Source organism: Sulfitobacter noctilucae (assembly GCF_000622365.1).
GTDB lineage: Bacteria > Pseudomonadota > Alphaproteobacteria > Rhodobacterales > Rhodobacteraceae > Sulfitobacter > Sulfitobacter noctilucae.
This window is the reverse complement of record NZ_JASC01000014.1, coordinates 334,000-358,879: the sequence shown is the minus strand read 5'-3', so window position 1 is coordinate 358,879 and position 24,880 is coordinate 334,000. Positions and strand designations below refer to the sequence as shown.

Sequence of the window (24,880 nt, the reverse complement as noted above, 5' to 3'; positions counted from 1 at the left end):
TTCACATCCACCAAGTCGACGAACACCAACCATGATTTCAGCGACTTTTCAAATCACCAACACAAGCATCAAGATCGACCCCAGCAGCACGCCCATCCCCACCAACTCCCGCCCCGTGATCCGCTCGCGGAAAAACAGGGTCGACGCCAGCAATGACAGGATCAGTTCCACCTGTCCCAGCGCCTTAACATAGGCTGCGTTTTGCAAGGCAAAGGCGATGAACCAGCACAGCGATCCGCCCATGCTGGTCAGTCCGATCCACAGGGCCACGCGGCGTGCGGACCAGACGGCACCGATCTCTCCGGGTTCGCGCAGGCGCAGCCAGACCAGCATCAGGGCCGTCTGCATCGTAACCACCGCCGCCAGCGTCACCACCGCCCGCAGCACCGCGTCCTCGGTGCTGACGGCCATCGTCGCGCCGCGATAACTGACAGCAGAAAAGGCAAAAAGAACGCCGCTTACGATCCCCAGGCCGGCCGCACGGTTGCGCAGATCGGACAGTTTGATGCCCTTCGCGCCCTCGGCCCCTGATAAGATCAAAAGCCCGAGGATGCCCAGCGCGATTGCCGCGAAGCCCAAGGCCGACACGCCCTCGCCCAGCAAGAGCCAGCCGACCAGTACTGTCTGTATCACTTCGGTTTTCTTGAAGGTGATCCCCACGGCGAAGTTGCGCTGCTTGAATAAAAGCACCACGCAAACCGTTGCCAATATCTGCGATACTGCGCCTAGAAGGCCGAAGCCCCAGAATCCCGCCCCCACCTGTGGCAAGGAGACGTCCCCCAGACCCAGATAGGCCAGCAACAGTACCATGATGAACGGCAGCGAATAGAGGAACCGCGCAAAGGTCGCGCCACCCGCCGATAGCGTATCGGTCGACAGGTGTTTTTGCAGCATGAAGCGCACCGTCTGAAAAGCGGCGGCGGCAAGGGTTACGAGGATCCACAGATCAGGCAGTGCAAAGGTCATGACACCGCTATAGGCTCAATCGCGTCTGCCTTGCCAGTGCGGATGCGCTACGGGGTCTTTGGCACGCAGGAAGTATTGCGCGAACACCTGTGCATAGGAACGGTACACATAGCCTTGGTTGCGGTTCTGAAACCGGCTCTTTCGTGCATGATAAATCGCAGGTAATCGGTACCAGGCCACCTGCGGATGCATGTGATGCACCAAATGGTAATTGTTGTTCAGAAACAAAAGCGCCAGCAGTCCACGATCTTCAATGATCACGGTCCGGGCAGAGCTGCGCTCATGTGCGCGGTGTTCCAGAAAGGTACGGATGCGCAGCACCGACAGCGCCGCATAGCATGCTCCTAAATAGGCGGGCAGATCCATCGGGGACAGGTCAACGAGCCAAAGCGTCAGGATCACGCCGGGCAGATGGGCCAGCCAGTCGCGCAGCACGTCGATCTGACCGGCCCGGACCGCCCGCAGATCAGACAACACGAATGCGCCGATCCCGATCACCGGTCCGATTAACATGCGCCCCAAAAGCGTGTTGTTAAAGCGCAGCACCCATTGTTGCCACCGCCATAGGCGATGCCATTTGGCGGGGTCCAGATAGTTGCTTTCAGGATCGTCATAGGGATCGGTCAGGTCAGCGTCGCGGTGATGCGCCAGATGCAGCGCGCGAAACCGCAGGTAAGGCACAAAAAGTCCGGGCTGAAAGATACCCACAAGCGTCGCGATCCAGCCTTTGCCCAAAGGGTGTCCGTGCAGCAGTTCGTGACTGAGCGAAGAATGCAGTGTCAGCGCAAGAACAAGCGCCGTCCAATGAAGTGCGTTTGGACCGAAGGGTGCCATCAGTGTAAAGCAAAATAGGGCTGCACAGAGCAACGCCATCCCGAATGTGGGCCAGGCCAAGTCCCGCGTTCGAGCCCAGAACGACACAGCAGGTGCCGCGTTGTTTGATGTGATTGAGACGGAGAAGGCTCGGGAGTGGTAGGGCAATGACATGATGCCGATCCTGTCTTCCCGTTGCGCGCTTCGCCATTCCGATAATGATTAACAAACGCCCTATGCTGTGATAATAATCACCAAATGGCGGAAAATCTCGACAGATATGATCGCGCGGCCCTCTTTCGTGAGCGCTTGGCACAGGCCTTGCAGTCAGCGGGTCTGAGTCAAAGTGCCTTGGCGCGCGCTGTTAGAACTGACCGGTCGACACTGTCTCAAGTGCTGGGGACCGATGGCACCCGGTTGCCGGGGGCCCATCTGGTCGCAGCCTGCGCGCATGCGCTGGGCGTCTCATCTGATTGGCTGCTTGGCTTGTCCGACCGACCTGAATCCGCCGCTGATCTGTTGTCCAACAGTTTTGCCATTTCTCAGGCCCCCCGCGCATTGGTCGACGAACAGATATTCGCCTGGCACCGCGAGGCCGCAGGCTACAAAATCCGGCATGTCCCGGCGACCCTGCCGGATATGTTGAAAACCGAAGAGATGCTGGCTTGGGAATATGGGCCGCATCTGGGACGCACGACAATGCAGGCCATCGGCGCATCCCGTGACCGGTTGGACTGGATGCGGCAAGCAGGTTCGGAATATGAAATCGCCCTGCCCTTGTTTGAAATCGAGAGTTTTATACGCGGAACCGGGTATTACACCGGACTGCCGGTAGCAACGCGCCTTGCGCAGACGGATCGGCTTATCGATCTCGCCGAACAACTCTACCCCCGCTTACGGCTCTATCAATTCGACGCCCGGCGCCTTTATTCCGCGCCCGTCACCGTCTTTGGCCCCCTACTCGCGGTGTTTTACACCGGCGGTCACTATATGGCCTTCCGTGACCGTCGCCGGATCGAGACCTTTACCCGTGATTTCGATGTACTTATCCGTGAGGCCAAACATACCGCCCGCGACTTCGCCTCTGTTCTGACTGATATGCGTCCACTGATCCGGTAAGCTCCTTGCCAGCGCGGTACAAAGTAGGCGCTGAACCCACATAATATCCGCTCTGATTCCGGTCAGGACCGGCTCAGGTTCTATCGAGGCCCACCAATCGCCCGGCCCAAACCGTTTGGCCTTGGCAAGGCGGCATGCCCCTGTGCGATCCGGCCCAGCGATGCTTCGATCTGCGGTGACGGCGACGCAGGTTTGCGCGTCTCGAGCGAGACATGCAGCAAAAAGTGCTCTCCTGTTGCCAAAAGCCGGTCGCCCTCGCGCATCTCGTGCCAAAGGTGCATCTTTTTGCCTTCGCCCAAGATCACTTGCGTCGAAATCTCGATCACGGCCCCCGCAAGCACCTCGTCCAGATGCCTGATATGGGTCTCGGCGGTGAAATAGCTTCCGCCCTTCGAGATGTATTCCGCATCGCAGCCGATCATCTGCATAAACCGGTCCGTCGCATCGGCAAAGGCCTGCAAATAGCGGCTTTCGGTCATGTGGCCGTTGTAGTCTGTCCAGTCCAACGGCACGGTGCGCCGTGCGGTCAGCACCGGTGCGTCAGCAGACACATCATCGGCCCGCGCGCCCAAAGGCGTCCCCGCCCGCATCAGGTTTTCCTGCGCATTCAGCAACGCGCCCGCGCCCCAATCCTGCGCCTTGAGGCCGCGCATGATGGTCACCAGATTGTTGTCCCTGATCCGCTCCAGTTCGCGGATCGAATAGGCACCCGATTGCGCGTCCGACTGTCTTGCGATCAGCTCGACCAGATCATCGGTGAATTCCGGCACGTCCATCAGTTTGGTCCAGGGCCATTTCAACGCAGGCCCGAACTGCGCCATGAAGTGCTTCATCCCCGCTTCGCCGCCTGCCACGCGGTAGGTTTCAAACAGGCCCATCTGCGCCCAGCGGATGCCAAAGCCATACCGGATCGCGTTGTCGATCTCTTCGGTGGTGGCGATGCCGTCCTTGACCAGCCACAGCGCCTCACGCCAGACCGCCTCCAGAAACCGGTCTGCCACATGGGCGTCGATCTCTTTTTTCAGGCGCAACGGATACATCCCGAGCGACGAGAGCGTCGTCTTGGCGCGCTCGATGAGGGTTGCGTCACCGGCTTCCCCCGGCACCAGTTCGACCAGTGGCAGCAGGTAGACCGGGTTAAACGGATGCGCGACCATGATCTGACCGGGCCGCGCAGCACCTTCTTGCAATTCGCTTGGTTTGAACCCGGAGGTGGACGACCCGATCACCGCTTCCGGATCGCAGGCCTGCTGGATCGCACTAAAGGTCTTGTGCTTGATGTCCAGCCGCTCCGGCACGCTCTCCTGTATCCACTCTGTGCCCTCGACCGCTTCCTGAATGGCGCTGTGAAAACTGATTTGGCCCGCGTCGGGCAAGGCCACATCTGTCAGTCCCGGCAAAGACCTGCGGGCATTGTCCATCACCTCGCCAATCTTGCGCTCTGCCTCCGGGTCAGGGTCGAACACCCGGACATTCCAGCCATTCAGCGCAAACCGCGCCGCCCAGCCCCCGCCGATCACGCCACCGCCAATGATTGCCGCTGTTCTCGTCATTTCGCCATCCTCAGCTTGCTGATATCCCAGCCGTTGAAATCCAATATCTCACGCGCTGCTTTCACCCGGTCCACACCGGGAGCGCGGCGTCGGTCCAGAATTGCGGCCCACCCGCCGTCCGCGTCCCCCACCGCTGCGGTGCGAAAGCCCTCGTCGACCCACATCACGACCAGTGTGTCTGTCCCGCCTATCTGCTTCAGCACGCCGGGTGCAGCGATTGAATATGGTGTCTGCCCCTCGGCGGTTTGTCGGAGATAGACGGCATCCGTTGCCATCGTGTAGCGTTCTGCCGTTGCACAAACTCCCGAACAGGCCACCGTGTGCCACTCTCCCGCAAACCGCGCCGCATCAAAGCGGCTGGTCCCACCTAGCGGGACGGTCGGATTGCGCAAACCAATCTGGACATCCGGCATGGGTGTTGTTGCGGCACATGCAGCGATCAGCACCGCGCTCGCCAATGGTGCAATCCAACGGCGCAGGCGCAAAGCACGTCCGGTGCTCTTTGTGTGGCTTTCAAAGTCCCGTTTACGGAAATTGCTCCAGTTCACGTCGGCGCGCGCTTTTCCAGCCCCAGCTTGGCGCGCACATCCTCAGGCCCGATAACCCTTGCCCCTATATTCTCGATGATGGAAACGGCCCGTTCGACCAGCTGGTAATTTTCGGCCAGCACCCCTTTTTCGAGCCAGAGGTTGTCCTCCAGCCCCACGCGCACGTTGCCACCGGCAAGCACGGAAGCAGCGACATAGGCCATCTGGTTGCGCCCCAACCCAAAGCCAGAAAACGTCCAATCAGAAGGCACGTTGTTCACCATCGCCATGAAAGTATTCAGGTCATCCGGCGCGCCCCAAGGCACGCCCATGCACAGTTGTACAAGCGCGGGACTGTCCAGCACGCCATCGGCAACCAATTGTTTTGCATACCATAAATGCCCGGTGTCAAAGGCCTCGATCTCGGGCTTCACGCCTAGCTTGGTCATCATCCCGCCCATCGCAGTCAGCATGCCGGGCGTGTTGGTCATGACGTAATCGGCTTCGGCAAAATTCATCGTGCCACAATCCAGTGTGCAGATTTCCGGCAGGCATTCCGCGATATGGGCCACCCGTTCTGTTGCGCCCACCATGTCCGTGCCTTCGCGGACGGGGAAAGGTTTTTCCACATCCCCAAAGATGATGTCGCCGCCCATGCCTGCCGTCAGGTTCAGCACGACATCCGTCTCACTGTCTCGGATACGGTCGGTGACTTCGCGGTAATATGCCAAATCCCGGCTGGGCGTTCCCGTCTCTGGATCGCGCACATGGCAGTGCACCACCGCAGCCCCCGCCTTGGCCGCCGCAATCGCGCTGTCGGCAATCTGCTGGGGCGAGCGGGGCACATGGGGGCTGCGGTCCTGGCTGCCGCCCGAACCGGTGACAGCGCAGGTGATAAAAACTTCGCGGTTCATTGAAAGTGGCATCGGCGGCGCTCCTTACTCGATCGTTCTGACCGAACATGCGACAGGCGCTGGGCAAAGGCCATGCAGAAAGCGACAGGGCCGGCTTCGTTTTCTTTCTTTGAAAACGGACGGAAACTTTGAAAGTTTCCGGTCGCTAGTACGGCATCGGATGTGCGCGGTGAATGTCGTCCAGCGCGGTCAGCACCTCATCGCTCAGGTCCACCGCATCCGCCCCCAAAGCCAACTCCAACTGGTCCATCGTGGTCGCACCAAAGATGACCGACCCCATGAAAGGACGCTGCATGCACCAGGCCAGAGCCATCTGCACCGGCTCCAACCCGTGGTCCTTTGCCAGTTTCAAATAGGCTTCGACCGCTTCAAACGCTCGGTCGGTCTTACGCCCGCCCAGATCCCCATTCAGCGACATCCGCGAGCCGTCGGGCACTTTGCCGTCCTGATACTTTCCGGTCAGCAATCCGGCGGCCAGCGGTGAAAAGGCGAACATATCAATGCTCTCATTGATACAGGCCTCGGCCACGTCGGTATCGGCCATGCGGCACATCAACGAGTATTCGTTCTGCACCGAAATCGGGCGCGGCCCGCCGGTGCGCCGGGCGGCCTCGGCCCACTGGGTCATGCCCCACGCGCTTTCGTTGCTCAGCCCGAAATACCGAATTGTGCCGCGCTTCACTTCGGCTTGCAACGCGCCCAGCGCATCTTCCATATGGGCCAGCGTATCGGCACGGTTTTGCCCGGACGGGTCATAGCTCCAGTTCTTGCGGAACATATAACTGCCCCGATTGGGCCAATGAAACTGGTAGAGGTCGATGTAATCGGTCTTCAACCGCCGTAGCGACCCTTCGACCGTTTCGGCGATGGTCTGGGAAGAGATCGGCGCCCCTTCGCGTACATGAGCCAGCCCTGCCCCAGAGTGTTTTGTGGCGATCACCACATCATTCCGGCGCATGTCCCGTTCCAACCAAAGCCCGATAATCCGCTCTGTCCGGCCCGTTGTTTCGGCAGAAACAGGGTTGACCGGATACATCTCGGCAGTGTCGATGAAATTGATCCCCGCGTCGAGCGCACGGTCAATCTGGTCGTGCCCTTCCTCGGCAGTGTTCTGGGTGCCCCATGTCATCGACCCAAGGCAAAGCTGCGATACATCCAACAGGCTGCCGCCCAATTTGCGTGTCTTCATAGCGCGATCTTTCCTTTGCCGATGTCTGATGGCGTCAGCCCCAGACCCTACGGCCCCGCGATGCATCTACAAGCCCGAATAACGCAAATTTTGTACCAGTTTCTTAAGTTGGCCCCCGGAAACGACCCGCTTTGTCGACTTTCCGCTTGGGATGGATTGCAAAAGGCGCCTATCTGTCCACATGCGCTTGCTCATTTCCTTTGCTGCCCTGTTTCTATCGGTTCTGCTGTTGCAGCTGTCCTCGGGCGGGGTCGGACCGCTTGATGTATTGTCGGGCACGGAGCTCGGTTTTTCACGACAGGAACTGGGTCTGCTGGGTTCGGCACATTTCTTTGGGTTTTTTATCGGATGCTGGTGGGCCCCGCGCCTGATGGGCAGCGTCGGCCACAGCCGCGCTTTCGCGGCATTCACTGCGACAGGTGCCATCGGGCTTATCGCCCACATGCTGGTGCTGGATGCCTATGCCTGGGCCGCGATGCGCATTGCGTCGGGACTTTGCGTTGCAGGCTGCTACACGGTGATCGAGGCATGGCTACAGGCGAAGGTCACCAATGCAACGCGTGGCCGTGCGATGGGCATCTACCGCGCTGTCGATATGACAGGCAGCCTGGGCGCACAGATGATCGTGGGTATCCTGGCACCGGCCTCTTATGTTTCCTACAACCTTCTGGCCATCGGGTGTTGCGCTGCCATTCTGCCGCTGACGCTCACCACAATCAAACAACCCTCGACGCCTGATTCCCCCCGGTTGCGCCCGGCGCTTGCCTTTGCACGCTCCCCTCTGGCGGCGGCAGGTGTGGTCGTCGCTGCCCTATCCAGCGCGTCGTTTCGTATGGCCGGTCCGATCTACGGCCAGGAAGTCGGACTGAGCGCGGGACAAATCGCCTGGTTCCTCTCTGCCTTCGTACTCGGTGGTGCTTTGGCGCAATTTCCAGTCGGTTGGATGGCTGACAAATATGACCGGCGCTGGGTGCTGATCTGGTTGTCCATCGCCGCGATTGGCAGCTGCACCGTCACCGCTTTTTCAGCAGGTTTAGGCACCATGGGCATCATGTTCGCAGCAGGTTTGTTCGGGCTGACAACCTTTCCGATCTTTTCCGTGGCAGCGGCCCATGCGCATGATTTTGCAAGTGATGACGAACGGGTAGAGCTTTCGGCCGCCCTGATGTTCTGGTTCGCGGTCGGTGCGATTTTTGCGCCCTATATCGCTTCGGTGTTGATCGACAGCTATGGCCCCGCGGCGATGTTCGCGATGATCTCGGTGGGTCACGCGACGCTGGTAATATTCGGCCTCAGCCGGATGCGCGTGCGGGCCACCAAGACCGAGCGAACGCCCTATGTCTATGCCCCGCGCACCAGCTTTACCATCGGCCGCCTGCTGCGCGCGGACAGGAACAAGAAGAACACCGCGCCCAAAAAATAGCCGCTTTTCAGCCTCATGAAATGCACGCTTTTCCACTAGGCGAAAGGCGCAAGCGGAGGTCGCCTGATGCGCAGTTATATATTGATGTTGTGCCTGATGTTGGCAGGCTATGCCATAAACGCCTATCGTGGCAGTCCAGTCACCATGCAAATCGCACCGAGTGGGCAAAGCGATGCCGATAAAACCGCGCAAACGATTAGCGATCTTGTGCCGGGTTCGGTCGGCAAACCGGCAGGTGGCATGGAGGTCACTGAGTCCGTAGTACCCGCTTTGCCTCAGACTCCCTTCGAGTTCGACCTTGCCGGGGCGGAACAGGTTTGGCGCAATTGGATGGCTGAATATAACTTGACTGCTGGAGCGATGAGCCTTGGCCGACATGGACAGATCTTGCAAAGCGCGAACCTGCGCCGCAGCCCCGATACACCCTACCCTGTCGCCAGCCTGTCAAAGGCAATCACGGCGATGTGCCTGAATAAAATGCTGGCAGAAACAGAGTATGGCTGGACCAGCACATTGGGCGACCTTGCCTCTGTGCTCGCCCGGTTGAACATGCCGCCACAAGCGGGCGTTCGGTCCATCACGCTGGCGGCTTTGGCCAATCACACCACGGGGTTTACCAAAAACCTGAAGGGCATGGACACCGCAGGCGAAGGACGCAACCTTTACACCCAGCAAAACATCGCGCGCGAGGCGCTGACGAACCCCGCGCACCTACCGAAAAAGGGAAAGTTCTTCTATTCCAATGTCAATTACGCCATCCTCGGTCAGGTTATCGTCGCATTGTCCGGCCAGTCATATGAGGAGACCTGCCAGCCCCTTGTGATGGCCCCGGCGGGGGCACTTGGTGCTATTGTTGGCGGGCGCATGTGGGCCACCGCCGGGTTTGGCGGATGGTCTGTTTCCTCCGAAGATTATGCCCGTTTTGTGATGCATTGGTACGCCCCAGAGCGCGATTGGGTCGCCACCCCAGAGGATTTCGCCTACTACGAGCGGCGTAAGTCCGGACTTGGCGTTTTTCAAACCCCGCAGCGGACCGGCGGCTACCTAATCCACCACACCGGACTTTGGGAAAGCAAGAAAGCCAGCCGCCAGCACGGTGCGCTCTTTGTCACCAGTGATACCGGAGCGACATTTGTTGCGAATTGGCAGGGTGATCTGGACAAGAAAGCCTACAGCGATTTGCGCAAAGCAATTGCGCCCTATCTGCAAAGGGTGCCTGCGACGAATTGATCCTGCGCACCAAGCGGTCTATGTGAGGCAGACCCGCGCAAAGGAACAGTCATGGCACGCCACCTTATCACCTCCGCCATCCCCTATATCAATGGGATCAAACATCTCGGTAATCTGGTGGGCAGCCAGCTTCCGGCGGACCTCTATGCACGCTATTTGCGCACCCGTGGGCATGAGGTTCTGTTCCTCTGCGCCACCGATGAACACGGCACCCCCGCAGAACTGGCCGCCGCCAAGGCGGGCAAGCCGGTGGATCAGTACTGCGCCGAAATGCACGGGGTGCAGGCCAGTATCGCCGAAGGGTTCGGGATGTCCTTTGATCATTTCGGGCGCTCTTCCTCGCCCCAAAACCACAAGCTGACCCAGCACTTTGCTGGTGTCTTGGCCGATCAGGGGCTGATCGAGGAAGTGACCCAGCAACAGGTCTATTCCATCGCGGACGGCCGGTTTTTGCCGGACCGTTATATCGAGGGCACCTGCCCCAATTGCGGGTTCGATTCCGCACGCGGCGACCAATGTGACAATTGCACCAAGCAACTTGACCCCGTCGATTTAATCGACCCGCGCAGTACGATCTCAGGCTCCACCAATCTCGAAATGCGTGACACGAAACATCTGTTTTTGCGGCAAAGCCAGATGAAAGACCAGCTGGACAGCTGGATCAACACAAAGACCGATTGGCCGGTGCTGACCACCTCGATCGCCAAGAAATGGCTGCACGACGGCGATGGATTGCAGGACAGGGGCATCACCCGTGACCTGAATTGGGGCGTTCCTGTGAAACGCGGTGATGCGGATTGGCCGGGCATGGAAGGCAAGGTATTCTATGTCTGGTTCGACGCGCCAATTGAATATATCGCCTGTGGAGCCGAATGGGTCGAAGCAGGCAAAGGCACCGATTGGGAACGCTGGTGGCGCACGGACAAAGGTGCCGACGACGTGCGCTATACCCAGTTCATGGGCAAGGACAACGTGCCGTTTCACACCCTCAGCTTTCCTGCCACGATCATGGGGTCGGGCGAGCCGTGGAAGTTGGTCGACTACATCAAGTCGTTTAATTACCTGACCTATGATGGCGGGCAGTTCTCAACCTCGCGCGGGCGCGGGGTATTTATGGACCAGGCCCTGGACATCTTACCGGCTGATTACTGGCGCTGGTGGCTCTTGTCGCACGCGCCCGAGACATCAGATGCTGAGTTCACATGGGAAAATTTCCAGTCCTCCGTTAACAAGGATCTGGCCGATGTGCTGGGAAATTTTATCAGCCGCATCACTAAGTTCTGCCGTTCCAAGTTCGGCGAGGCTGTGCCCGAAGCGGGCGCCTATGGCCCCGCAGAAGAGGCGCTGATCGCCGATATTACCGAGCGTGTGACCCGATATGAGGCGCAGATGGACGCGATCGAAGTGCGCAAGTCCGCGCAGGAGTTACGGGCGATTTGGGCTGCCGGAAACGAGTATTTGCAAGCCGAAGCCCCCTGGACCACCTTCAAGACCGATCCAGACAAGGCTGCCGCACAAGTCCGGTTGGCGCTGAACCTGATCCCGCTTTATGCACGGTTGTCCGCCCCGTTTATTCCGACCGCAGCCGCCAGCATGCTCGAGGCTATGAAAACACCGGAGGCCTCATGGCCCGATGATGTGCCCGCCGCGCTGGATACTCTGGAACCCGGTCATGTCTTCGAAGTGCCTGATGTGCTCTTTGCCAAGATAACGGACGACAATGTCGCCGAATGGTCAGAGCGGTTTGCGGGCACGCGCGACTGATCACGCGCCCTCTTGCAACAATCTGAGCCTGTCGGCTCAGAACTCTTCCCAGCTGTCCAGATCTTCTTGCACCTTCAGCGCGGCATTGCCCACGCTTTGAGGGGTCGCGGGGCGCGGTTGCGGCACCGGGCGGGGTGCTGCCGCACGCTGTGTAATTTGCACACCATCCAGCTTGAAGCGCGACACAGCATTGACCAGCGAATCTGCTTCCGAGGTCAGAGCATGGCTAGCGGCTGTTGTTTCCTCGAACATAGCCGCGTTTTGCTGGGTGACGTGATCCAACTCGTTTACGGCCGCATTGATTTCGGCCAAACCGCTGGATTGTTCACGCGCTGAGGCCGCGATATTGCCGACGCGTTTGGATATCTCCGCGACGGAGGTCACGATTGCATCCAATGCCGCCCCGGTACGGTCCACAAGGTCGACACCCTGCTGGACCTGTTCGCCACTGGAGTTGATCAACTGGTTGATTTCACGGGCGGCATCCGACGACCGTTGTGCCAAAGCACGCACTTCGGTTGCGACGACCGCAAATCCTCGGCCGGCCTCTCCTGCGCGCGCAGCCTCCACGCCGGCATTTAGCGCCAGCAGATTGGTTTGGAATGCGATATCGTCGATCACGCTGGTAATTTTCGAGATTTCTTGGGAAGACGTTTTAATGCCGTCCATCGCCGAGACTGCCTTGCGGGCCACTTCACCACCCTGCTGGGCATTATTTTGTGCCTCCTCAGACATTTTGCTCGCGTCATCGGCACCTTCCGCAGCGGAACGCACAGAGGCTGTCAGTTCATCAAGGGCAGCCGCCGTTTCCTCAAGCGTTGCTGCCTGTTTTTCAGTCCGACGCGACAGGTCATCAGCCGCTGATGTGATTTCCGTAGTCTCGTTGCGAATTGAATCGGAATTGTGGATCACGGCAGAAATTGCATCGCGCAGCGAACCCACGGTTTCGTTAAAGTCAGTGCGTAACCGAATGTAATCATGTGGAAGGTCGTCGGTGATGTCTGTCCGCAGGTCGCCATCAGCGAGCTTTCGCAAGGCAGCCCCCAATACTTCGACTACACGGTCCTGTTCTTCTGCGGAACGTTGCCGCACCATTTCGGCAGCCTGCGCCGCTTCAGCCTGATCCGTTATGTTGGTACCAATAAAGACAACGCGATCCGGTGCCCCGTCTTCGTCCTTTGTCACGGCAAAGCTGCCCTGTAAAACAAACGTGCGATCCGCATGAACGCTGTAGGCCGAGAACCGGCCCTCCCGCATCTCTTCCGCCAACACCTGTGTCGCGAATTCATGGCCCTGCGGATCATTGTCGAGGTTGTTTGCAAACATTCTGGACAGGGAACAGACAGCCGTATCCTCAAACCGACCATTAATCATGTCGAGGAAATTCTGGTTGGCTGCTGTCACTTTGCCATCCTTGCCGAATTCGATACTGGCCTGCGCGGTATTCATGGCACCGATTACAGCAGCATCTTTTTCGGATTTTGTGCGGTCTGCCCACTCGATAACGTAGCCGAACAAGGCACCGCTCTGATTATAGGCAGGGCTGATCTTGATCCGGATCATGCGGGAACCAACGCGCAGTGCGACGGGCGGGTAGACCGGTCCGGCATCTGATGCTTGCTTGCCCTGCCCAGCGGTTTCGAACACAGCCTTCAGCCGCGAAATGGCACCGAGATTGCGTCCGGTGAGTGTATCAGCGGTAACACCGGGCCAAACGTTTTTCAGGTCGGGCCCAAGGTCTGCGATCAGCTTTTGACAGGAGGGGTTGGCAAAGATGATCTCGAGGCCTTCGTTCACCATCATCATCGCGGCGGAGGAACCTTCGAATGCTGCGCCTTTGAATCCTGCTTCGATTTGCGCGGTTTGGGCTGCATCGAGCGACAGGCGAAATTCATGCAATCGTTGGGCCATCTGGCCAACCTCATCGCGGCGGTTGATATGAGGGATATCGATGTCGAATTTGCCTTCGGCAACACTTGTCATGGCACCTTCTAACTGGACCAAGGGCTGTGACATCCGCATGCGCAAATAAATGCCCGAAGAGATCAGGCCCAAGACAAGCACGCCAAGGCCCAAAAGCAATGTCTGCATATGCGACTGGAATGCTGTGGCAACTGCATATTCCGGGGTCCAGACCGTGACCACACCACCAACCGTCGTTGCAGTTGCGCCATATCTGCTGACATCTGCGGAGATCATTCCGTCCGCAGAAACGACAGGTTCACCGGCGTCGAGACTTTGTTGTATGAGAGCACGGATATCAGCCCGCGTTTCCTCGGGCAGTCTGACAGAAGTTTCGAACAAAATCCTGCCTTCGCTGTCGAATACCATCGCCCCTTTCGCATCTTCACCTGCCGCATCAATGACATCGGTCACAGTCCGGTCAATGGCTTCGATATTCGCGAATTTGATCGATCCCCCCATCTGCATGGCAAGGAGTTCCGTGACTTCAGCACCGCGCAGTTTGATCGCTTTCTCGGCAGCTTTCGTTGCGGCAGACAGGCTTTGATATTCGATCACAGCCACAACTGTTATCACGCAAACCACAGTCATGAGCATACATTTGAAAAACAGCGATTGAAGCGGGTGAACGCGGCGTGTCTGGGCGGTGTCACTGTGCATCTGGGGTTCCTTTGCCTGATCTGGTGACCCGCAGGGGTCTGACATCAGCCTTCTAAACCCGCATGTCTTTCCAGCCCGTTAATCGCTCTCCGGCAGCTTTGCGCCCTGTTCGCCCGCTTCCCGAACGACCTGCGCTATTTCCGCGAATGCCTGTGCCAATGGGTTGGATTTACGCCAGACCATACCGATGGTGCGTCCGGGCTGCGGGGGTGGAAAGGCTGCGCAACTTACCTGGGCGGAGCGTGTTTCGACCCCTATTGCCATCTGAGGGATGAGGGTCACGCCGATCCCTGCGCCGACCATCTGCACCAGTGTCGAAAGCGAACTGCCATCCAGCCCGTCGCGTGGCACCGCAGATGGGGCATGGCAGAAATTCAACGCCTGTTCGCGAAAGCAGTGCCCTTCCTCCAGCAACAACAGGCGCATATCGCGCAGATCTTCGCTGCGCGGGACGGGTTTGGCGGCATCCGCTTCGGGTCGCACCAATACGAAGGTTTCATCAAAAAGCGGTGTTTCAACCAGCGCCGTTTCCTCTACCGGCAAGGCCACGATAGCGGCATCCAGGCGCCCTTGCACCAGTTCTTGCACTAAACGCGGTGTCAGCGTTTCGCGCACGTGAAGGTCAAGACGTGGGTGGCTTTTACCCAGTTCACCAATGATTTGCGGCAAAAGATAGGGCGCGATCGTGGGAATGATTCCCAACCTGAAGCGCCCCGTTAATTGCCCCTGTGCAGCACGCGCAAATTCTCCGAGTTCATCCACCTGCCGCAGAATACTATGCACACGGATCAGCAACTCTTCACCGAAGGGCGTCAGCCTGACCTGCCGCGCCGCGCGTTCTACCAATTGGGCCCCAAGCGTTTCCTCAAGCTCCTTGATCTGAACCGAGAGGGCCGGTTGCGATATTGCGCAAGCTTCCGCCGCATGGCCAAAGTGGCGATGCTGAGCTAAGGCTTCAAAATAGCGTAACTGCTTCAACGTGAAATTTGCCATAACTTCAGGTTATCACAACAATCAGATATTCCAACTTATAACTACTGATCTTCCTTGTTATAACGATTCCAAATTCACAAAAACGGGAGACTCCAATGGACGGCAACGATTATGAAAACGGTGGCAAATGCCCCGTCATGCATGGCAGTACCAAGCATGTGACACATGACGCCCGCAGCAACAAAGACTGGTGGCCCAATCAACTCAACCTCAAGATTTTGCACCAGAATACGCCCTTGGGCGATCCGATGGGTGAAGAATTCAACTACGCCGAAGAGTTCAAAAAGCTCGATCTGGATGCGCTGAAAAAAGACCTTGCTGATCTGATGACGGATTCGCAGCCTTGGTGGCCTGCGGACTACGGTCACTACGGTCCGTTCTTTGTGCGGATGGCATGGCACTCTGCGGGCACCTATCGCACCGGCGATGGTCGTGGCGGGTCCGGTTCCGGCTCACAGCGCTTTGCGCCGCTGAACTCCTGGCCCGATAACGGCAACCTCGACAAAGCGCGCCGCCTGCTTTGGCCCATCAAGCAAAAGTACGGCCGCCAGATTTCATGGGCCGATCTGTTTGTCCTGACAGGCAACGTCGCGATGGAAACGATGGGCTTCGAGACATTCGGTTTTGCCGGTGGCCGCAAGGATATTTGGGAGCCGGAAGAAGATATCTATTGGGGTACGGAAGAAGAGTGGTTGGCCACCTCCGACAAGCCCGGTAGCCGCTATTCCGGCGAACGTGTTCTGGAAAACCCACTGGCTGCTGTGCAGATGGGTCTGATTTACGTCAATCCGGAAGGTCCTGATGGCAACCCTGATCCTGTTGGATCGGCGCATGATATTCGTGACACATTCGCGCGCATGGCGATGAACGACGAAGAGACAGTTGCCTTGGTTGCTGGCGGTCATACTTTCGGCAAGGCACATGGTGCCGGTGATCCGACGCTTGTCGGTGCCGAGCCGGAAGGCGCTTCCATCGAAGAGATGGGCATGGGCTGGACCAACAAATTCGAAACCGGCATTGGCGTTCACGTGACAACATCCGGCATCGAAGGCGCTTGGACCCCGACCCCGATCCAGTGGGACATGTCATACTTCGACACACTGTTGAACAACGAGTGGGAACTGACGAAAAGCCCCGCCGGTGCCAACCAGTGGAAGCCCAAGGGCGATGCGATGGCCAATACCGTGCCCGACGCCGAGACAGGAGAAGGTAAATACCAGCCGATGATGACCACAGCGGATATCGCGCTGCGCACAGACCCGGAATACCTGCGTATTTCCAAGCACTTTCACGCCAACCCGGATATCTTTGCCGATGCTTACGCCCGTGCATGGTTCAAGCTGACGCACCGCGACATGGGGCCGAAGGTTCGCTATCTGGGTAAGGAAGTCCCTGCCGAAGATCTGATCTGGCAGGATCCGATCCCAGAGGTTGATCACCCGCTGGTCGACGATGGTGACATCGCCACATTGAAAGAAAAGATCGCGGCAACCGGCTTGTCTGTTTCCGAAATGGTTTCGACGGCTTGGGCCTCAGCATCAACCTTCCGCGGCTCTGACAAGCGGGGCGGTGCTAATGGCGCGCGCATCCGTCTGGCGCCCCAAAAGGATTGGGAGGTCAACGAACCTGCGAAACTCGCCAAGGTTCTGGAAGCGCTGGAAGGCGTGCAGACAGAATTTAATGGCTCAGCGGCAGGCGGCAAGAAAGTATCCTTGGCTGATCTGATCGTGCTGGCGGGGAATGTCGGTGTCGAACAGGCGGCCAAAGCAGGTGGCCATGATGTAACGGTGCCTTTCGCACCAGGTCGCATGGACGCAAGTGCCGAAGATACCGACGCAGAAAGCTTTGACGTGCTGGAGCCGAAAGCAGACGGTTTCCGCAACTATCTGGCGGTCGACTTTGCCGTACCCACAGAGAAGCTGCTGGTGGACCGCGCGCAATTGCTGACGTTGACAGCACCAGAAATGACGGTTCTGGTCGGTGGCCTTCGGGTCATTGGTGCCAACCACGGCGGGCGCAAGCATGGCGTCTTTACCGAGAACGAAGGTGCCCTGAGCAACGATTTCTTCCGGACCATCCTCGATATGGGTGTCACCTGGCATGCAATTGATGACAGTGAAGAAGTCTTCGAGGCCCGCGATCGTCAGAGCGGCAAGCCTGTGCGGACCGGTACGCGCACCGATCTGATCTTTGGCTCAAACTCGCAGTTGCGTGCTTTAGCCGAAGCTTATGGAAGCGATGATGCAACCGACACGTTTGTTCCCGACTTCGTCAAGGCATGGACCAAAGTCATGAACGCGGACCGTTTCGATCTGGCCGCATAAGACTTCGATCTGACTAAGAAGTGTTAGAGGCCCTCCGCAGCTGCGGGGGGCCCTTTCCGTTCATCAGGGTGCCACCCAACTCCCCTGCCATCCGTCGTCCTTGGTGAAGACCGCACGGCGATGGCGTTCGCCTAAATGCACTAGATCCATATGCGTCAAATGGCATACCAGCACGGCAAAACGGCTGCGCTTGCTGGGCTTTTCGTAGGCATAGACATGATCAATTGGAGTGCCGGGTGCAGGCTCGGTGCCATAAGAAACGCGCGACCCTTCGGGTACCTTGGCCCAGGCATCCTCAACTGCATCACCGGTTAAAATCTCGACCTCAGCGGTCAGCCTGATCTGCAAATCCGCCTTGGGCAGCCAAATGTGCAGCGCCGCCAATGGGGTCTGACGCAGACTGGCGATCTTGTCGGTCTGCGTATCGGTATGTACCTCGACAGTGGCTCCAGACTGACTGGCACCGCGTAGCGCCACAGTGCGGGCCTGCGGCGTGCCGTTCGAGTCCGTGGTAGCAAAGGTCGGATAGCGCGCGGGCGAGCGGCTGTCGGTGACGCCGCGCCCCAGATGCTGCCAGGCTTCTTTCAGAAATGCCCGCAGATCGTTTGGATCACTCATAACCTGTCATCTCCAGATATCCTGTCCCTCTATGAGACCCCATCACACTGACCGGCCCTTCCCAATAAGGAATTGACAGGTCCATCCAAGCAGACGGGTTCAGTGCGCTGACCGTTACATCCAGATCCCTGTCGGGCAGTGTCACTTGCCAACCGGTCGGCACGGCCCGCCCCGCGACAGTGCTTTGCTGCAAGGGCATTGCTGCAAAAGCGCCGTCGGGGTAGGCCGTTGTCGCCCCATCCGGCGCGATCCATGTGGAAGAGGAAAAGGTGGTGCCATCTGTTTGGCGCAGCAGAAATCCCATCAACTTGGCCCCGCTGTCGAAAGACAGCGAAAACCAGTCCCAACCCGACTGGTTGTCGGACAAGGGCTGCGAGGACCATTCACGGTCCAGCCAAGCATTGCCGGTTACGTCCACATCCCCTTCGGGCAAGGTCAGGGTCCCACTGATCTTATAGAAAGGCTGGGAGTAATAATAGCTCGCTTGCCCTTCTGCCGATTTAACCGAAAACCCGCCTTCTCCGTGAAAAACCAAAGGCCCCTGAGCCGTCAGTGCCATATCATAGGCGAACGTAGGCCCCGTGGCCCGCAGCGTCAGTTCATCGAAGTCGGGACCACGCAGATACCAGTCATCAATCCACGCACGAAATGGCTCGGGCTCCACCCCCGCCTGCCCGATCCCGCCCCGCGCAAACCGCTCTGTGGCCAGATGCATGTCAGGCGTTGTAACCGCAGCATGGGCAAACCAGACCTGTGGGGATTGCCAGCCCGGCGCTTCGCCCGGTGCAAGCGCAGAGCGGAAGAGCGTCCATTGCAAACCGTAAGGCGTGCCATCGGGGCCTTGTAGATTGGCCGTCAGATACCACCATTCGATGCGGTAGTCAGGATGCGCACCGTGATCGGCCGGAAAGTCAAAGACCGGTTCAGACTGCGGTGTGGCAAAGCCTGTGGCATCAGTCCCAAGACCAGAGAAACCCTGCGCCAGACTTGCGAAGGGCCACAGGCACAGGAAAATCAAAAGCTTAACGTTCATTGGCGAAGACCTTGAGCAGCGCTGAGGGTGGTTTGCGCATCAGGCGTAACGCAGGCCAGCACGCAGCGACAAATGCGGCAAGCAGGGCATAGGCACCCAGCCTTAGATAATCGAGCGGAAAGAGGAACATCGGCAAACGCCACCCAAAGGCTTCGACGTTTATGACACTCAGCAGCACCCAAGCCAGCGCCAATCCCAAAGGCAGGGCGCAGACAAACACAAGCGCAGAGAGGGCCACCGCGCGGCCCATCTCCAGCAATCCCAGCGAGCGGCGCGTCATGCCAAGTGCCCAGACCGGTGCCAGTTGTGGCACCCGCAGATCGGCCAGTGTCAGCAGGCTCATCAGGATGGCAAAACCTGCGACGCTGAGGGTCAGCGCGTTTAGGGCAGCGGTGACCCTAAACGTCCGTTCAAAGACTTCGATGGACAGTGATTTGACCGCAGCCTGGTTGATGATCGCGCTGGATGGCAGGTCTAGATCGTTTGTAAGACCCGCGCGCACTGCCTGCGCATCACGGGTGCGAATACCGAAATTGAGCGCCTTGAGGGTGGGGTATAGCTGCTCGAAGATTTCTTCGGTCAGCACGACCTGCCCTTGGGGGTTGCCGTAATCGCCCACCACTGCTGCGATCGGCAGGTTGATGTCTGGCGCAATCTGAACACTGTCGCCCACCCATAGATCAGCACGGCGGGCGAGTTGTTCGTTGACCACCACGCCCTGCCCCGCCGCGACGACATCCCATGGTGTCGCGCTGGCCTCAAGAAACACCCAGTTTTCGCGGTAGGTCTGTCCGACACGCACACCATAAATCTCAACCGGTTGTCCAGCGACCCGTCCGTCCGTTGACAGAAGTGGCAACACCTCATCGGTATTTGCGATTAAATAGGCTTCAACCTCCTCACTTTGCTGAGCACTGTCCAAAGACAGGAAAAGCTCCGGCGCGAGCCGTTGATCCAGAAACCCGACGAAAGTCAGCCGGAAGCTCGATACCATTGTCGAGACACCGATATTGGCTGATACCGCCAGCAGAAGGGCCATCAACGCGAGGCTGAGTCCGGGCAATTGCTGGCGTGTGTCGGCCCAGAACCACTGCCACAGCGGGGCCTTTGCGCCGCGTTCCAACAGTGTGAGCGCCCGTTCAGCCAAAGGCGGCAAGGCAAGTGCCGCGCCGATCAACAGGCAACCCAGCAAGGCAAAACCCGCGATCAGGCCACTCGCGAAGATTGCCAGCGCTGCGGCGATGGTCAGCAATCCGACTGCCACGTAGGACTGAACCCCTCTTCGATTGACCGATCCCATGGCCCATGCACGGGGGCGTACGCTGGCCAAGAGCGGCATTTTTGCGATCTGCCACAGCCGCCCCGCCAATGCGGCCGCCGTGCCAAGAAGCGCAATAAGCAGCCCTGAAAGCCACCATTCGGCTCTGATCTGCAATGCGCCTGATATATCCGCGCCGTAAAGGCCGCGGAGCGTGGCCGCTACATCCGGCAGCAGCAGAGCGGCGATAAAGTAGCCTGCGATGATGCCAATCGCCGCGCCGAGAACCGCGAGGGTCAGCATCTCGACCGCGATCAGGATGACCAGGGGGCGGAGTGGCACGCCAAGCGCTCGCAAGGTGCGGATCATCCCACGCCGCTGCTCGAACGCCAGACCGATAGTGCTGTGCACGATGAAAAGCCCCACCGCGAAACTGAGCAAACCAAAGGCGGTGAGATTGAGATGAAAGCTGTCGGTCAACTGCCCGATGTCAGCGGTCTGTTGTGCTGCTTGCACGCGCAGTCCCGGTGCCACATTGCCCAGCGCCGGACGGCCTATTGGTTGTTCCGGCAGCACGATCAAGCGCGAAAGGTCATCGCGTTCCAGCAGACGCTGCACATGGCCAATGTCGCCAATTGCAACACCGGGTGCCACGGATGCATCAACCGTAACCTGAGCGTCCTTCGGCAGATCATCTGCGGTTTGCCCATTGGCCAACAGTTGCGCGGGACCGGCGAAGGTCAAGGCAGGCAGGTCGTCCGTTTGCTCTCCGCCCAAGCCGTTGGGTGAAGTGACCAGATCTATGCCCACCAATCTGATGTCGCCAAGGCGCCCTTCTATCACCGGCGATACCCGCCATCCGGCAAGCCGCAACGCGATATAGTCAGCCTGCGCGATCCGGTCGCCCTGAAGCGGCAAAAGCTGATCAAACTGCCCTTCGCCCAGTGTATCGGCTGCCGCATCATAGCTGGCACGGGCTTCGCTGTTGATCGCCTGCACGCCGGACCAAAGCGCAGTGGCCAGAGCGAGGCCCGAAAGGTAAGCAAACAATTGTAACGGGTTATGCCGCCAGTGCGATGCCAGCGCGGCCAGAACGGTGCGTATCATCCAATCACGCCGCCGCGCAGATGCACTTGCCGGTCCATGCGTCCGGCCACATGGGGTGAATGGGTTACGACCATCAATGCGGCACCGGTTTGTGCCACCAGTTCCATCATCTGAGCCAGCACATCTTCGGCGGTATTCTCGTCCAAATTGCCGGTGGGCTCATCTGCCAACAGCACTTTGGGTTTGGCGGCCAAAGCGCGGGCGATGGCCACCCTTTGCTGTTGCCCGCCGGAAAGGGTTTCCGGGTATTTGCCCAGATAGGGATCGAGCCCCAAGGCGGCGGTGATCGTCTTTATATGTGCGTTGTCTGCCCGACCCGCGAGCCGCGCCTGAAAGGCGATGTTAGCCGCCACGTTCAGCGAAGGGATCAAGTTGAACTGCTGGAACACCAAGGCAATGTCGTTGCGCCGCAGAAGGGCGCGGGCGCTGTCATCAAGCTGTGTAAGATCTGTACCATCCAACCTCACGGCACCGGTGTCGGGCTGTTCCAGGCCACTCGCGATGTGCAGCAAAGTGCTCTTGCCGCTGCCGGAATCCCCTGTGAGCGCCAGCGTTTGTCCCGCCTCAAGCCCAAGACTGACGCCCTGCAAAACCGGCACGCGGCCTTCGCTGTCTGGAAAGGATTTGGTGATGGCGTCAATCTCAAGCAGCATGGCGTCCCTTTCGTTGCCTTCAAAGCTATGGCAGGAGCGCACAATTGACAGGGGAAACTGATCGCTACGGCGTGAATTTCCGAGTTGCAGGCGCGCCGACACCATTTGGTTGGCGGCACCTGCGTCAAGGATCGTTCTGCCGGCCCTACGCTTTGACGGCTTCCATAAAGCGGTGCCGGATGACAACCGGGTCAAGCGTGATAACGGGCAGTTTGATATTACCGCTGTCGCATTTGCACACGATGACAGTCATCTCGTCACTGTCGATGGCCGACTGCAGCACAGGGCCAAGGTCCTTATCCTGAACCTCGATCACATTGTCACAGCCACAGGCAGTTGCCACCGCAGCCAGCGAGGTTTTCTTGCCGGCATAGGTCGGCTGATCCCCGGTGGAACCGTAAGAGCCGTTGTCGATGATCAGCAGCGTGTAGTTGCCCGTTGCGTTATTGGCGATGGTGGGCAGCGTACCGAGATTGGTCAAAACCGATCCGTCCCCGTCAATCGAGATCACGGGCTTGTCCTGCGCAAGGGCCAGACCAAAGCCGATGGATGACGACAGACCCATTGTCCCCAGCATATAAAAGTTTCGCTCGTTGTCGTCGATCATATGGAGTTCCTGCGAGGGAAGCCCGATGTTGCAGACCACAAGATGCGGATTGAGGATAGGAGCGATTTCTTTCAAGATTTCTGAACGGATCATTGGTCGCCATAGCCTCCCCAGAAGTTGGCGTCTGTCAGGATCGCCACGGGTTTGTTGCACATGAAAGTATACTTCAGAATATTGTCGAACTCCTCCACATCCTTTTGCCAGTGGAAGTGGTAGGTGGGGATGTTTAGCTGGGCTAACAGCGCTTTGGTATGCACGGCCATCTCCACCTGACAGGCCACAGGCTCGCGCAGCTCTCCGCGGTAGGAGATGATCATCGGCAAGGGCAGACGGTAGAATTGCGTGAGCGTGGCCAAGGTGTTGATGGTCACGCCGATGGCGGTGTTCTGCATGATGATCGCCGGACGTTTGCCGCCCATGAAAGCCCCGGCGCACAGCCCCATGCCTTCGTCTTCCTTGTTTGAAGGAATGTGGAAAATCTTGTCGCGGTTTTCGACTTCTTCGATGACGCCAGCCAGCTGTTTACAGGGCACGGTGGTCACAAAAGAGATATCGTTGGCGACAAGATCATCAACGATCTTCTTGTCGATGTTCATAGGTTTGCCTTTCTAACTAATATTGCAGAGTGTTTGATTTACGGTGACTTTGGTTGGTCCCGCCGGCCTGGCGCAGGACGCGATCAAGCTGGTCACTCATACGCGGCAAGATCAAAGCTCTCGCCCGGAAAATATTTGGCCAGACGCACGTCTGCGGCGCGGGCATGACCTTCCATCCCTTCCAGTCGCGAAATGCGGGCCGTCGCAACCGCCACATCCTTTGACCCCTCACGGGTACTGCGCTGCCAGGTGACGATCTTCATATATTTGTGCACGCTCAATCCGCCGGTATAGCCCGCCGCGCCGGAGGTGGGCAGAACGTGGTTCGTGCCCGCAACCTTGTCGCCATAAGACACGGTGGTTTCCTCGCCTAAAAACAGGGAGCCATAGCAGGTCAGACGGTTCAACCACCAGTCCGGGTCTTCGGCCTGCACCGTCAGATGCTCCGGCGCGTAATCATCTGAACAGGCGGCCATTTCCTCGCGGTCGGCACAGACGATCACCTCAGCATAGTCGCGCCAGGCGGCAGTTGCGTTCTGGCGGTTCATTTCCGGCAGATCATCAATCAGACCGGGGACCAGTTCCATCACCTTTTTGGCGAGAGCGTGGTCGTCCGTGACCAACCACACAGGCGAATTGTAGCCATGTTCAGCTTGGGACACGAGGTCCGTTGCCACCACATGGGGGTCCGCACATTTGTCTGCCAGGACAAGGCTATCCGTGGGGCCTGCAACCATGTCTATGCCGACACGTCCAAACAGGATGCGTTTGGCTTCGGCGACGAACTGGTTGCCGGGACCGACAAGGATGTTGGCTTTTGGCAGGCCGAACAGACCAAAGGTCATGGCGGCCACCCCCTGCACGCCCCCCATTGCGATGATTTTGTCCGCGCCACAATACTGCGCAGCATAGATGATGGCTGGGTTCACGCCCTTCCCGGGGCGCGGTGGCGAACACGCCGCGATATGACGACAGCCCGCGACCTTGGCTGTGGTCACTGTCATAATGGCCGAAGCGATATGGCTGTACCGGCCGCCCGGCACGTAACACCCTGCCGCGTCCACGGGGATCGCCTTTTGCCCCGCGACAAAGCCCGGCGCGATCTCCATTTCAACATCCGCGACAGTACTCTTTTGCAATTCGGCAAAACGTTTGACGTTGTCATGGGCGAACCGGATATCTGCCTTGAGCTTTTCAGACACCTGGGCACAGGCGGCGTCGATCTCTTGCTGGCTAAGGATCACCGAGCCGTCGTATTGGTCGAATTCAAGCGCGTACTCCAGCGCCTTGGCATCGCCACCCGCTTCGATCTCATCCAGAATTTGCTTGACGGTAGCGTGGGTCTCGGTCGCATCCGACTTGGCGGTCAAGGAAGCTTTTTTCAGGTAGTCACGGGCCATGGTCAATCGATCCTACTGTAAAACTTTCCGCGGAAAGCGCTTTCGCAAGGCTGGCACAAAAGTCACCTGCAACGCCACGATAAAGTTGCATGAGTCATGTAATACCGAGCTGGTGGCCTGGCGCAGACCTGCGCGGTTCAGCGCCATCTGCAAAAATAGCAGGCAACGCGG

General features: G+C 58.5%; 20 protein-coding genes. 5 read left to right on the top strand and 15 right to left on the bottom strand.

The window, feature by feature from the left end; genetic code table 11:
- Positions 1 to 48: 48 nt before the first annotated feature.
- Both Z945_RS0111890 and Z945_RS0111885 read right to left on the bottom strand, forming a co-directional pair.
- Entirely contained in the window at positions 49 to 966 is a 918-nt protein-coding gene (locus Z945_RS0111890) for a DMT family transporter (RefSeq protein WP_037971037.1), read from the bottom strand.
- A gap of 15 nt (positions 967 to 981) precedes the next feature.
- Positions 982 to 1,953 carry a fatty acid desaturase gene (locus Z945_RS0111885; RefSeq protein ID WP_025052331.1) on the bottom strand — a complete coding sequence of 324 codons (972 nt, stop codon included), beginning with the start codon at positions 1,951 to 1,953 and terminating at the stop codon, positions 982 to 984.
- 84 nt (positions 1,954 to 2,037) lie between these two features.
- On the opposite strand from Z945_RS0111885, the gene Z945_RS0111880 reads away from it, so the two are divergent.
- Complete coding sequence (locus Z945_RS0111880; RefSeq protein WP_025052330.1) at positions 2,038 to 2,898, top strand: helix-turn-helix domain-containing protein; 861 nt, start codon at positions 2,038 to 2,040, stop codon at positions 2,896 to 2,898.
- Positions 2,899 to 2,978: 80 nt separating this feature from the next.
- Here the strand turns inward: Z945_RS0111880 and Z945_RS0111875 are convergent, their stop codons facing one another.
- The 4 genes from Z945_RS0111875 to Z945_RS0111860 form a co-directional block, all read right to left on the bottom strand.
- Complete coding sequence (locus tag Z945_RS0111875; RefSeq protein WP_025052329.1) at positions 2,979 to 4,451, bottom strand: carnitine 3-dehydrogenase; 1,473 nt, start codon at positions 4,449 to 4,451, stop codon at positions 2,979 to 2,981.
- Positions 4,448 to 4,999, bottom strand: coding sequence for a lipocalin/fatty-acid binding family protein (locus Z945_RS0111870; protein ID WP_025052328.1), 552 nt, complete (start codon positions 4,997 to 4,999; stop codon positions 4,448 to 4,450). The genes Z945_RS0111875 and Z945_RS0111870 overlap by 4 nt, the downstream gene beginning before the upstream one ends.
- Positions 4,996 to 5,904 (bottom strand): 3-dehydrocarnitine:acetyl-CoA trimethylamine transferase BcoG, encoded by a 909-nt coding sequence (gene bcoG / locus Z945_RS0111865; RefSeq protein ID WP_025052327.1) that lies wholly within the window; start codon positions 5,902 to 5,904, stop codon positions 4,996 to 4,998. Before bcoG ends, Z945_RS0111870 begins: the two co-directional genes overlap by 4 nt.
- 133 nt (positions 5,905 to 6,037) lie before the next feature.
- Entirely contained in the window at positions 6,038 to 7,081 is a 1,044-nt protein-coding gene (locus Z945_RS0111860) for an aldo/keto reductase (protein WP_025052326.1), read from the bottom strand.
- Positions 7,082 to 7,262: 181 nt separating this feature from the next.
- Here Z945_RS0111860 and Z945_RS0111855 point away from each other — a divergent pair, with 181 nt between their 5' ends.
- The 3 genes from Z945_RS0111855 to metG all read left to right on the top strand — a co-directional run bounded on the left by Z945_RS0111855 (position 7,263) and on the right by metG (position 11,498).
- On the top strand, positions 7,263 to 8,504 hold the full coding sequence (locus Z945_RS0111855) for an MFS transporter (protein WP_025052325.1): 1,242 nt from the start codon (positions 7,263 to 7,265) through the stop codon (positions 8,502 to 8,504).
- Positions 8,505 to 8,570: 66 nt separating this feature from the next.
- A complete protein-coding gene (locus Z945_RS0111850) occupies positions 8,571 to 9,734 on the top strand; it encodes a serine hydrolase domain-containing protein (protein WP_025052324.1) in 1,164 nt (387 codons plus the stop codon).
- Between the two features lie 51 nt (positions 9,735 to 9,785).
- On the top strand, positions 9,786 to 11,498 hold the full coding sequence (gene metG, locus Z945_RS0111845) for a methionine--tRNA ligase (RefSeq protein WP_025052323.1): 1,713 nt from the start codon (positions 9,786 to 9,788) through the stop codon (positions 11,496 to 11,498).
- Between the two features lie 36 nt (positions 11,499 to 11,534).
- Here metG and Z945_RS0111840 read toward each other — a convergent pair whose 3' ends face one another.
- Both Z945_RS0111840 and Z945_RS0111835 read right to left on the bottom strand, forming a co-directional pair.
- Positions 11,535 to 14,120 carry a methyl-accepting chemotaxis protein gene (locus tag Z945_RS0111840; RefSeq protein WP_025052322.1) on the bottom strand — a complete coding sequence of 862 codons (2,586 nt, stop codon included), beginning with the start codon at positions 14,118 to 14,120 and terminating at the stop codon, positions 11,535 to 11,537.
- A 78-nt stretch (positions 14,121 to 14,198) separates the two neighbouring features.
- A complete protein-coding gene (locus tag Z945_RS0111835) occupies positions 14,199 to 15,113 on the bottom strand; it encodes a hydrogen peroxide-inducible genes activator (RefSeq protein WP_025052321.1) in 915 nt (304 codons plus the stop codon).
- Positions 15,114 to 15,208: 95 nt separating this feature from the next.
- Between Z945_RS0111835 and katG the strand changes: the two genes are divergently transcribed.
- The gene (gene katG, locus Z945_RS0111830; RefSeq protein WP_025052320.1) at positions 15,209 to 17,437 is read left to right on the top strand and encodes a catalase/peroxidase HPI; all 2,229 of its coding nucleotides are present in this window, start codon (positions 15,209 to 15,211) and stop codon (positions 17,435 to 17,437) included.
- 63 nt (positions 17,438 to 17,500) lie between these two features.
- Here the strand turns inward: katG and Z945_RS0111825 are convergent, their stop codons facing one another.
- From Z945_RS0111825 to hisD, 7 genes are all read right to left on the bottom strand, one after another.
- On the bottom strand, positions 17,501 to 18,055 hold the full coding sequence (locus Z945_RS0111825; RefSeq protein ID WP_025052319.1) for a pyridoxamine 5'-phosphate oxidase family protein: 555 nt from the start codon (positions 18,053 to 18,055) through the stop codon (positions 17,501 to 17,503).
- Positions 18,048 to 19,088, bottom strand: coding sequence for a lipocalin-like domain-containing protein (locus tag Z945_RS0111820; protein WP_025052318.1), 1,041 nt, complete (start codon positions 19,086 to 19,088; stop codon positions 18,048 to 18,050). The genes Z945_RS0111825 and Z945_RS0111820 overlap by 8 nt, the downstream gene beginning before the upstream one ends.
- A complete protein-coding gene (locus Z945_RS0111815; RefSeq protein ID WP_025052317.1) occupies positions 19,078 to 21,453 on the bottom strand; it encodes an ABC transporter permease in 2,376 nt (791 codons plus the stop codon). Before Z945_RS0111815 ends, Z945_RS0111820 begins: the two co-directional genes overlap by 11 nt.
- Positions 21,450 to 22,106: an ABC transporter ATP-binding protein gene (locus tag Z945_RS0111810; protein ID WP_025052316.1), complete on the bottom strand. Its 657-nt coding sequence runs from the start codon at positions 22,104 to 22,106 to the stop codon at positions 21,450 to 21,452. The genes Z945_RS0111815 and Z945_RS0111810 overlap by 4 nt, the downstream gene beginning before the upstream one ends.
- A 145-nt stretch (positions 22,107 to 22,251) precedes the next feature.
- The gene (comE, locus tag Z945_RS0111805) at positions 22,252 to 22,806 is read right to left on the bottom strand and encodes a sulfopyruvate decarboxylase subunit beta (RefSeq protein ID WP_025052315.1); all 555 of its coding nucleotides are present in this window, start codon (positions 22,804 to 22,806) and stop codon (positions 22,252 to 22,254) included.
- A complete protein-coding gene (comD, locus tag Z945_RS0111800) occupies positions 22,803 to 23,309 on the bottom strand; it encodes a sulfopyruvate decarboxylase subunit alpha (RefSeq protein WP_025052314.1) in 507 nt (168 codons plus the stop codon). The genes comE and comD overlap by 4 nt, the downstream gene beginning before the upstream one ends.
- 92 nt (positions 23,310 to 23,401) lie before the next feature.
- Positions 23,402 to 24,709 carry a histidinol dehydrogenase gene (gene hisD, locus Z945_RS0111795; RefSeq protein ID WP_025052313.1) on the bottom strand — a complete coding sequence of 436 codons (1,308 nt, stop codon included), beginning with the start codon at positions 24,707 to 24,709 and terminating at the stop codon, positions 23,402 to 23,404.
- Positions 24,710 to 24,880 lie beyond the last annotated feature (171 nt).